At 45.8% G+C, this 10,675-nt stretch carries 11 protein-coding genes; all 11 read right to left on the bottom strand.

The window, feature by feature from the left end; all coding sequences use genetic code 11:
- Window positions 1-31: 31 nt before the first annotated feature.
- The 11 genes from C1T29_RS00355 to pth all read right to left on the bottom strand — a co-directional run bounded on the left by C1T29_RS00355 (window position 32) and on the right by pth (window position 10,583).
- A complete protein-coding gene (locus C1T29_RS00355; protein ID WP_003178226.1) occupies window positions 32-430 on the bottom strand; it encodes a S1 domain-containing RNA-binding protein in 399 nt (132 codons plus the stop codon).
- Window positions 431-509: 79 nt separating this feature from the next.
- The gene (locus C1T29_RS00350; RefSeq protein ID WP_020449818.1) at window positions 510-887 is read right to left on the bottom strand and encodes an FtsB family cell division protein; all 378 of its coding nucleotides are present in this window, start codon (window positions 885-887) and stop codon (window positions 510-512) included.
- Window positions 888-903: 16 nt separating this feature from the next.
- On the bottom strand, window positions 904-1,530 hold the full coding sequence (gene yabQ, locus C1T29_RS00345; protein WP_020449817.1) for a spore cortex biosynthesis protein YabQ: 627 nt from the start codon (window positions 1,528-1,530) through the stop codon (window positions 904-906).
- Window positions 1,527-1,835, bottom strand: a complete 309-nt coding sequence (yabP, locus tag C1T29_RS00340) for a sporulation protein YabP (protein ID WP_011197470.1) — start codon at window positions 1,833-1,835, stop codon at window positions 1,527-1,529. Before yabP ends, yabQ begins: the two co-directional genes overlap by 4 nt.
- 76 nt (window positions 1,836-1,911) lie before the next feature.
- Window positions 1,912-2,175, bottom strand: a complete 264-nt coding sequence (locus C1T29_RS00335) for an RNA-binding S4 domain-containing protein (RefSeq protein ID WP_003178218.1) — start codon at window positions 2,173-2,175, stop codon at window positions 1,912-1,914.
- A gap of 6 nt (window positions 2,176-2,181) precedes the next feature.
- Window positions 2,182-3,651 carry a bifunctional methyltransferase/pyrophosphohydrolase YabN gene (mazG, locus tag C1T29_RS00330; RefSeq protein ID WP_103750523.1) on the bottom strand — a complete coding sequence of 490 codons (1,470 nt, stop codon included), beginning with the start codon at window positions 3,649-3,651 and terminating at the stop codon, window positions 2,182-2,184.
- Window positions 3,641-5,233: a putative polysaccharide biosynthesis protein gene (locus tag C1T29_RS00325; protein WP_103750524.1), complete on the bottom strand. Its 1,593-nt coding sequence runs from the start codon at window positions 5,231-5,233 to the stop codon at window positions 3,641-3,643. The genes mazG and C1T29_RS00325 overlap by 11 nt, the downstream gene beginning before the upstream one ends.
- Window positions 5,234-5,457: 224 nt before the next feature.
- Window positions 5,458-5,994: a stage V sporulation protein T gene (gene spoVT, locus C1T29_RS00320; protein ID WP_020449813.1), complete on the bottom strand. Its 537-nt coding sequence runs from the start codon at window positions 5,992-5,994 to the stop codon at window positions 5,458-5,460.
- A 137-nt stretch (window positions 5,995-6,131) separates the two neighbouring features.
- Window positions 6,132-9,665, bottom strand: a complete 3,534-nt coding sequence (mfd, locus tag C1T29_RS00315; protein WP_025809571.1) for a transcription-repair coupling factor — start codon at window positions 9,663-9,665, stop codon at window positions 6,132-6,134.
- A 64-nt stretch (window positions 9,666-9,729) separates the two neighbouring features.
- Complete coding sequence (locus C1T29_RS00310; protein WP_003178210.1) at window positions 9,730-9,960, bottom strand: anti-sigma-F factor Fin; 231 nt, start codon at window positions 9,958-9,960, stop codon at window positions 9,730-9,732.
- 56 nt (window positions 9,961-10,016) lie between these two features.
- On the bottom strand, window positions 10,017-10,583 hold the full coding sequence (pth, locus tag C1T29_RS00305; protein WP_020449811.1) for an aminoacyl-tRNA hydrolase: 567 nt from the start codon (window positions 10,581-10,583) through the stop codon (window positions 10,017-10,019).
- Between the last annotated feature and the right edge of the window lie 92 nt (window positions 10,584-10,675).

The following is a 10,675-nucleotide window of genomic DNA, read 5'->3' as shown; positions in this document are numbered from 1 at the left end:
AATGCCTTTCGTATATATAGAAAGCAGCAAGTTAACCTCTTCTTGCTCCGCGCCCTCCACGTTTTGATTCCGTGTTGCGTTTTAGAGACGATAAGCGATCTTCACTGTCTTTTAAAAACTTATTCATTTTCTGTTCAAACGTTTCTTTAGAGCGGAAATCATTTTTAGGTCTCGCAGGTCTTGATGATTGAGGACGGTCTACAGCCTTTTTGATCGACAAGCCGATTTTCCCATCTTTCTCAACATTGATGACTTTAACTTCTACTTGATCACCAACCTTCAGATGATCATTAATGTCCTTCACGTAGTTATCGGCTACTTCGCTAATATGAACAAGACCTGTTGATCCTCCAGGCAGTTCAACAAACGCTCCGAAATTTGTAATACCTGTTACTTTCCCTTGCAACTTGCTGCCAACTTCAATCGACATAAAAAAAGTGCTCCTCCTTAGACTTAAAAAAGATCATTTGTTTAATTATACATAAAGAAAAAAATAAGTGTCAACAAGGCTACTTGCTCTTATCTTCAAACTTGAAGATGATTTCGCCATCTTTTGAGAGGTAATAATCCTTTCTGGCAAGCTCTGCAACGTAGTCCTCATCCTTTAATTTCACAATCTCATCTTTCAAATCCGATTTTTTTGCTTCCAGTTGTTCCAATTGTTTCAAAAGGTCTTCTTTCTTCTCTTGCTTCGCGCTGATATCCGAAGTCTGCGACCAAAGAGAACTGACAATCACAATCGCCGACAGCAGCACAACGGCGCCGAAAACCATCAACCGTCTGTATAGACCGCGTCTTTTTCTTTTCAGCTGCTGCTGTTTTCGCTCCATCTGCTCTTTGTATTCGTTCTGTATTTGCGATATGTTGCGTCTCATGGGATCATTCATTCCAGACGGCCTCCCCTCATTTTTTTAAAAGTTTTGCCTTAATTGTTATGAATAGTTTCTTCCCCTTTTCGAAAAATCCTGCTCCTTTTTGCAAAAAGCGTCTCAACAATCCCCGAACCGGGGCGGGAAGAAGCCTGCAGCATTGATATAGTATAAAATAAATCGGATATCCTGCAAATTTTAATATCTTATATAAACATACCGCAAAAAAACGAAAAAGAACATAGATATTTCTCATTGTAAAGAGAATGATGGCAAAAATAGCTTGAAACGTCCATACAACAGGCCGAAACACCATCATCTGCATCATCTTTGAGACCAGCCTGGAGATGAATATGAAAAAGGAAATCATCCATTCCAAAAGCTTGATATAGATCTGCTTAAAAAGGCTTTGATAAGCGGCAAATCCAAGCATGACCGCCAGAAAGATATAAATTCGGAATTCCCCTTCATTCACGCTCAGCAAAACATAGAAAAAAAGGAGACCTTGTACCACCCAAAACAAAAAGTCATGGAGAAACAACAGCCACCTTGCTGTTTTCGAGCGGACAACGAAACGGGTGTAGGTGTCAAGGGAAGCGCCAAGCCATGCCCCCATTCCGGCCATGGCCAGCATCGTATAGAACTGAGTGGTCAGCGTCATTTAAACAACTTGCTAAAAAATCCTTTAGCTTTCTCCCCCTGCTGCTCATCCAAATAGACGAGATCAAGCACTCTTCCCTTGATGGAGACAACGCCTTTTTCCACATCGAGATTCTTCATCTGCAGGTTTTCGCCTCTGACTGCCAGCATGCCCATGACCGTCTCAAGTAAGAATTCCTCATTGTCAAAGCTCTCGACCTGTTTGACACCGGATATATCCAGCAGCTTGCGGCCCTTCATCGTCACATTATGTTCAGGACCAGATGCCCCGCCGGAAGGGTTGTGCTGATCATAATATACATTCATCGATTCATCCCCCATATCCTCATACTAAAGATTCGATACTGCATTGTATGAGACGGGGGATTTTTTTAGAACAAGCCTATTCTCCTCCCAGCTTCTCTTCTTTGAGAACGGTATACATATCAGCGGCTTCTTCTTTTTTTGTCGTATCCTTCAATTCATTGACTTTGACGGTTACAAGCTTTTGGCCAAAACGCACCGCAAGCTCGTCTCCCGCTTTGACAACAGAGCTTGCTTTCGCCTGCTGGCCATTGATCGAAATTCTTCCCTGGTCAGCCACTTCTTTTGCAAGCGTCCGTCTTTTAATCAGCCTTGATACTTTGAGAAATTTGTCGAGTCTCATCACTTGTCAGCTCCTTTCAATGTCTTTCGCTTCATTCCACAATTCGTCCATTTCTTCAAGCGTCATAATTTCCAGATCCTTGCCCATGCGCTTTGCAGATTGTTCAATATGTGTGAACCTTCTGTAAAACTTGGCATTTGTCATCGCCAGGGCTTCTTCCGGTTCAATTTTATAAAACCGGCCGATGTTGACGAGAGCGAATAAAAGGTCGCCGAACTCTTCTTTCATTTTTTTGCTGGACTGTTCGGCTTCGGAAATTTCTGAAGAAAATTCTTTCATTTCCTCGTGAACTTTATCCCAAATATCCTGGACATTCGACCAGTCGAATCCGGTCTTTGCCGCCTTTTTCTGAAGCTTGTTCGCTTTTGACAAAGCAGGCAGCGGCTTTGGAATGTCGTCGAGAAGGGATGGATCGTCCGCTTGTTTCTCCTGTTTCTTGATCTCTTCCCAGTTTACCATGACGTCGGCCTCATCACGAACAGATACTTCTCCGAAGACATGCGGATGCCTTCTGATCATTTTTGCCGTAATGCCGCGAATCACATCGTCAATTGTAAAAAGACCGTCATCCTCGCCGATCTGCGCATGCAGCAGAACTTGGAGCATCACATCGCCGAGCTCCTCAACAAGGTGGTCGGGATCTTCTTCATCAATCGCCTCGAGCACCTCATAGCATTCTTCAATTAAGTATTTTTTGAGCGATTCATGGGTTTGTTTCCGATCCCACGGGCAGCCGTCCGGTCCGCGCAGCTTCCTGATGACGCTGCGGAACATCGAAAATTCCTGGTACAGAACCTCCTCGTCTTTGACCGGCGGAACGTAGACGCTCGTTAAATTATTGATACCGACACTTCTGTCCAATTCGTAAAGAGGCACTGTCCGAATGTCTTGCATACTGCTTCCGGCCGCTGTGACAATGACGACTTCATAGTCATCAGGGAGCTTTTCCATCAACGTCAGTTTGACCTCTGATGCCGTCATTTGATCATATACCTGGCAAATAATCAAATGATGACGGAGCTCGACTTCGTCAGCGGAAAACCGGACGGCGTCGACAAACTGAAACCCGTCAATCGGATCGATCTGCAAAGCATTTAATGTCGCATCAATAAAGCTGTGGCCTCCCTCGACAACGACATCGGCCTGATGAGCGCCCCGCCTCTCAAGCAAAAGCTGAACCGTTTTTTCAGCGACGAACGGATGGCCCGGAACGGCATAGAGCACATCGCGCTGCTTCGCCTCCTCAAACAGCCGCTCTACGATCTCCTCGTAAACATCTTCGAATTGATCATGCTTTTCATAGACCTCATCAAAAAAATGAATCTCAGCTATTTCTTTTTTCAGGTCTTCTATTAACGGATGGTCTTTCGTCCTGACATAAAGAACCTCCGCTTGTGTGAGCCGTTTATATACACCGAGGGTTAATTGATTCATATCGCCTGCCCCCAGGCCGACTACCGTGATTTTACCGGCCATGTCTGCCGCCCCTTTCTCGTTTTATTGTCAGGAGCTTGCTGCCAAAAGGTACAAGCTCAAGTTCTTTTTCTGAAAACACGCGTAATGTGAAGATACCGGACAAAAAGACAATGCCGCCGACGAATACGGCGCTAAGACTTTCCGCAGTCGCGATCCATCTGTTTTCATGAGGTATGGCCGCTTCAAAAGCAAAAAGCCACACCGCCAGAGCGGCCGACATGATCACAGCCGACAGCAAAACTCCCGCTATCCTGTATTCCGGCAGCTTGATCCAGCCTTTCCTTTTCAGCTGAAAAAAATTGAGTCCAGCGACAGTAGCGAATGACATCATAGTCGCAAAAGCGGCGCCGGAAATGCCGAAACCGGGGATCAGGAGCTCGTTCAATACGGCTTTCACAAAAAAGCCGCAGCAGACGGAAACAGCTGGAAGACATGTATTGCCGAGTCCTTGCAAAACAGCAGTCATCGTGATCGCCAACGATGCAAACAGAATCGACACGCTGAAAATCTGCAGCGCAGCCGTTCCATCGCTGTTCTTAAACAGCATGACATTCACCGGCTCCAAAATGCATATCAGACCGGCGGCTGCTCCAGTGCCGATGACGAAGCTCATTTTTAGCGAATAACGGATCTTTTCCTCCAGAACCGCCGTTTCTCCATTTTTCTTCGCTTTTGTAAGGGACGGGACAAGAGCTGTCGCAATGCTCGCAGCAAAAACGGTTCCAAGCTGCAAAAGCGGCTGTCCTCTGTCATACACCCCTTTTGTATGTTTCGCTTGAAGTTCGTCCATTCCTTGTCCGGCCAGCAATGAATACAAGTTCATTGCGTCGACGAGCTGGATGAGAATCAGCATGAGGCCGGCCGTGCAAATCGTAACCGAGTACAGACACAGCTGTTTCAAAATATCGCCTGTACCGGCCTCTATCCCGGCGGCAGCGGGTTGCTTTTCACGCTTGGCCCAAAACACGGCGAGAATGAAAAACGCCGCAAGGCCGCCGACAAGGGAGCCAAAGGCAGCCCCTGCCCCGGCGTCATATAAGGAAAAGCCGTTTTTGACGAGCCACCACGTCAAAATGAGGATCGCCCCGACCCGGAGTGTCTGCTCTCCAATTTGAGAAAGTGCCGTCGGAAGCATCCGTTCGCCTCCTTGAAAATAGCCTCTAAGCAAAGACACGAGCGGCAGCAGCAAATAAGAAAACGACACGGCGCGGATCACCCCGGCAAGGGCGGGATCACCCATAAACCCTGCGATGGCTTCGGCTCCGGCAAACAAGAGAAGAAAAAAGCCAAGGCCCACGACCGACAAAAAAAACATAGACACCCGGAGAATTTTTGCCCGGTTTGCCGTCCCGTAATCATTCAACAACTTTGAAATGATGACCGGGAACCCGGAGGTGGCAAGCATCACAGATATTCCGATCATCGGATACACCTGCTGAAAAATATAAAAACCGACATCTCCAACTATATTTTGAAAAGGCACTCTATATACAGCGCTTAATATCTTTGATAATATCCCCGCCAATGATAAAACAAAGGCGCCTTGCCAAATCCATTGTCTTTGGCCTTTTAAAAACCCCATTCCTTTAAGCTCCTTCCAATGCGCTTTCTCTCAGCTTTCTAAAAAGCGCACGAAACGTGCTTATTATACCATATTCAAGACTCATACCCCGCCTGCAACTGTGAACTAAAAAAGAACAGCCCAAAAGGTGCTGTTCCAACTGCTGATGCTGATTCAAGCTGAGAAAAACGCTTTCGGCATTCCAGCTCGTTCGAGCAGGAATGTCAAAATAAAAGGAATGAGACCTATTGTTCCATTTGACGGGCCAAAAAACCAGCGGCGGTTTCAACCGCTTTATGTTCCACTTCTCCGATTGACTGGTCTTTCGAAAAAATGACAACCGCTCCGATCGGATCGCCGTTTGCAACAATCGGACCGACGGTATAAGAAGCAACCTCTTCGTCAATACCATCAATAAGCTGAATTGTCTTGGCGTCTCCTTCCAAAACAGAATTTCGCTGATCCATCGCCTTTTCGACCATGTCGCTGATCGATTTGTTTAAATAGTCTTTTTTAGACCCCCCGGATACTGCGATATACACATCCCGGTCGCAAATCAGCACGGAATGGCCCATGCTGTCATAAAGCGCATCAGCATACTCCTTTGCAAAGTCGCCGAGCTCGCTGATCGGAGAATATTTTTTTAAAATAACCTCCCCATCCCGGTCCACAAATATTTCCAAAGGGTCTCCTTCACGAATGCGCAAAGTTCTGCGGATTTCCTTCGGGATCACGACCCGGCCTAAATCATCAATTCGACGTACGATACCAGTTGCTTTCATCTCTGCTGCCTCTCTTTCATTTGATGATATATCTGGTGGATATAAACAGAGCTGTGTACTTATGTAACACTCTCCACTCTTGATTGGTTTTAGTATCCTTCACATCAAATGTAATATACGCGAGAAACAACAAATTTTTATGATGAAGCGATCGTTTGCTTTTTAACGTTTTGAAGGCCTTTCAATATTTCGAGAAGCGTTTCCAGCCACTCTTCCGGATTTCGGTTTTTCACTTGAATCGAAATTTTCAATTTCTTTCCTTCCATCCCGAGGCCGATCTGTCTGCCGTACTTACTGCCGAGTTCAAACAGTTTTTGGCCGTCTATTTCGGCACTAGCTTTTTCGTCAATCGTCAGTCTGACGGCGTCTTTATCCTGCTTGATCAGCTCGACGCGTTCGGTGATGGCATATACCTTCGCCTCTGCGATGGCGAATAAATATTCGACTTCTTTCGGGTATTCGCCGAAGCGGTCGATCATCTCGTCTTGAAGCTCGCTCTTTTCTTCAATGGTTGAAATCGCTCTGAACCGTTTATACATATCTATTTTTTGCTTGCCGTCTGTCACATAAGTCTGCGGAATATATGCGTCAAGCTCCAAATCGATTTCCGGTTCAAATTTTTCAGCTTGCGGTACATCTCCCTTGCGAGCTTCTATTGCTTCCTTGAGCATTTGCGAATATAAATCAAAACCGACAGAATCAATGAACCCGTGCTGCTGCGCACCTAAAAGGTTTCCGGCGCCGCGGATCGTTAAATCGCGCATCGCGATTTTAAATCCTGACCCGAGTTCTGTAAATTCTTTAATCGCCTGAAGCCTTTTTTCGGCCACTTCCGTAAGGACTTTGTCCTTCCGGTACGTAAAGTAAGCGTAAGCTACACGGTTTGAGCGCCCGACACGGCCCCTCAGCTGGTACAGCTGGGAAAGCCCCATCTTATCTGCGTCAAATACAATTAGGGTATTGACGTTTGGAATATCAACGCCCGTTTCAATAATCGTTGTGCTGACGAGCACATCCGATTCTCCCTCTAAGAAATTCAGCATGACCGATTCGAGTTCGTTTTCTGTCATCTTCCCATGGGCATACGTCACCTTGGCATCAGGCACAAGCATCGAGATTTCTTCCGCTTTTCTTTCAATATCCTCCACCCGGTTGTACAAGAAGTAAACCTGACCGCCCCTGGCCAGCTCGCGTTCTATCGCTTCTCTGACTAGGGCCCCGTTGTATTCGACAACGTACGTCTGTACAGGGAAGCGGTTTTCCGGAGGCGTTTCAATGACTGACAAATCTCTGACACCGAGCATGGACATATGAAGGGTTCGAGGTATCGGAGTTGCCGTTAACGTCAAAACGTCGACATTCGCTTTAATGCGTTTAATTTTTTCCTTGTGCGTGACACCAAACCTTTGTTCTTCATCGATGATAAGCAGTCCAAGATCTTTGTACACGACATCCTTGGACAACAGCCTGTGAGTGCCGATTACGATGTCAATCGTTCCGTTTTTTAAGCCCTTGATCGTTTCATTTGCTTCTTTTCTCGTCCGGAACCGGCTGAGCAAACCGATATTAATCGGGTAGTCCTGGAAACGTTCCAATATCGTTTCATAGTGCTGCTGTGCGAGGATCGTAGTCGGCACGAGGATCGCGACCTGTTTTCCGTCTGCAATCGCTTTAAAGGCGGCGCGGATCGCCACTTCCGTTTTGCCGTAGCCCACATCGCCGCAAAGGAGCCGATCCATCGGTCTTTCTTTTTCCATGTCTCTTTTAATCTCATGGATCGATCTCAGCTGGTCCTCTGTCTCCTGATAAGGAAATGCGGCTTCAAACTCACGCTGCATTTCATGGTCGGGAGAAAACGCGTAACCTTTGCTTGCTTCCCTTTCGGCATAAAGCTTGATCAAGTCATCGGCGATATCCTGGACAGAGCTTTCAACCTTTTTCTTAACCCGTTTCCATTCGCTTCCCCCGAGTTTATAAAGCTTCGGCTCTTTGCCTTCGGAACCGACGTATTTTTGCACCTGATCAATTTGGTCAACCGGTACGTAAAGCTTGTCGCTTCCCTGGTAGTGAATATTCAGGTAATCCTTATGAATGCCGTTGATCTCCAGCGTTTCAATCCCTAAATACTTTCCGATACCGTGGTTCACATGGACGACATAATCGCCGATCTGAAGCTCCGAGTAGCTTTTGATCCGTTCGGCATTGGTCAGTTTTTGTTTGCGCGCCTGCTTTTTGACACGCTTTTTAAACAGTTCTTCTTCGGTAATGACGGCCAGCTTGATCATCGGAAGTTCAAAGCCGGATTGAAGACCGCCTTCCATAATGTAAATCTGGCCTTGGGCAAGCGCTGCATCCTGGTCGGCCTGGGCGGCTTCGATCTCATAATCGGACAATACAGACGCAAGTTTTTCGACGCGTTCTTTGCTGTCCCCTAGAAAAACCGTTGTATATTTCGATTTCTTAAACCGTTCAATCTCATTTTTGAGCACATTCATTTGTCCGTGAAAGCTCTGCATTTGCTTGCTTGAAACATTGACGATGTTTTGCGGACTGGTGTGCTGCACATGCCTTAAAAACAGCGAGTAATACAAAATCGGGCGGGACTGTTTTGAAATGAGGCTGTGAAAAGGAAATGACATTGCTGTATCATGAAGGATTTTCCCTTCTTCCAGCAGGCTCGTAATCCATTCTGCCTCTTCCTTTTGAAGCTGGTCTTCCATTTCATGAATACGGCTGATCTCATCTAGTATCAGCAAAGTATTTTTCGGGAAATAATCTAGTAAACTAGCAGGCCTCTCATAGAAATAAGAAAGGTATTTAACCATTTCCTGGCCGATATGACCTTCCTTGAGCCGCTCTTTATCTTCCGCTATATTTTGATCGAGAATTTCCTTTTGTTTATCAAGCTTCAGCTTTTTAAGACTGTTGGCAAGACCTTTATCGATTTGTTCAAGCGCTCTTTGCCGATCTTCATCCCGCACGATCAGTTCCTTCGCAGGGCCGATCGTTACTTCATCGCGCGTTTCCAGTGAGCGCTGATCATCCGTATTGAATATACGAATCGAGTCAACTTCTGTATCAAACAATTCAATCCGGACAGGGTTTTCTTCGGTCAATGAATAGACATCGATAATCCCCCCGCGAATACTGAATTCGCCTGGAGCCGCCACCATATCCGTACGCTCATACCCCATTTGAACAAGCTTCTGAAGCAGCTGTTCCGGGTCGATGTCGCGCCCCGTCTCAATGCGAATCTGACTGTTTTGCCATACTTCGACAGGGGGCAGCATTCTTCTGACGGCTGCTGCCGGAGCAATAACGATAGGCGTTTCACCGCTTGCAAGCCGATTTAAGACATCAAGCCTTTGCGAGCGCAGCTCAGGGCTTGCCACCGCAATTTCAGAAGAAATCAATTCGTTGACAGGATATAATAGGACAGGCTGATCTTTTATCAGCCCTGTCAAGTCATCTGTAATTTTTTGAGCCTGATAAAGGTTATGCGTAATTAAAAATACCGGCCGTCTCGTTTCTTTTGTAAGAGCGGCTGTAAATAACGACCGGGCAGATCCGGAGAGCCCCGCAAGCAGCTGTTCCTTCAGCCCTTCGTTCAAGCCGTTGACGATGGATTTAAAATCATCGCTTTTTGTGATATAGGATTGAATATTGTTCAAATGAGCCCCTCCTCTCTTCCTCAAATAGAAAAATGCTTTGGTCTAGTCTCTACACCAAAGCTATTTATTGAATAAACGAATGATATTGGTGATAATCCGGGTTTCGCTCAAGCGCTTCTTGACAATCTTCACATATCGTCTTCACGTGTAAATCCCCATTATCCATATAAGAAATCATATCGTTTCTTTCATCGTTTGTTAAGTGGTTAAAGCCTAACTGTTCACTGTTTACATAAGAATGATCAAGACTTCCGACTTTAACGCCGCAATGCCGGCAATAATAATGTAAAGCCATAAAGGAACCTCCATACCGAGTCTTTTTAAAACTAGTATGTTCCGTTCCCTTCTGCCTTATACCTTAGCATTAAATTCATTCATGACTTCTAAAAAAGGTTTTTCCAGAGAAGCTTCACAGGCCTTGGCCGATTGTCTGACGGCCTCTTGTATCACCGGCTCTTCTTCATCTGTAAAAGCGCCAAGCACATAATCGACGATTTTCATGCCGTTGACCGGACGGCCGATTCCGATTCTGATCCGGTTAAACTCAGTTGTTCCCAGATGCTGAATCATCGATTTGATGCCGTTATGGCCTCCTGCGCTTCCTTTCGTCCTCAGACGGATTCTTCCGGTCGGAAGATCCAAGTCATCGTAAATCACTTTCAAATTGTCAACAGGGATCTCATAATAGTCCAAAAGCGGCCTCAAACATTCTCCCGATAAATTCATATATGTAAGCGGCTTAACAAGTAGAACCTTTTTGCCGGAAACAAATCCGATTCCGTATTGACCGTTGAACTTTGTTTTATCAAGCGGAATGTTCCACTCTTTTGAAAGCTCATCGATCGTCATAAATCCTACATTATGTCTCGTATTTTCATATGTTTTACCCGGATTGCCCAATCCTGCAAACACAAGCATTATTCTATATCCTCCCTTAAGCAAAACCCTGCCTCAGCATACTGAGGGGGAGCATCCTAATTTCCCCTCATTCTAGCACAAAAGACGTAACC

It is taken from the genome of Bacillus sp. MBGLi79, from assembly GCF_002953915.1.
Note: the sequence above shows the minus strand (reverse complement) of the source record. Positions and strands in the feature narration are given on the sequence as shown.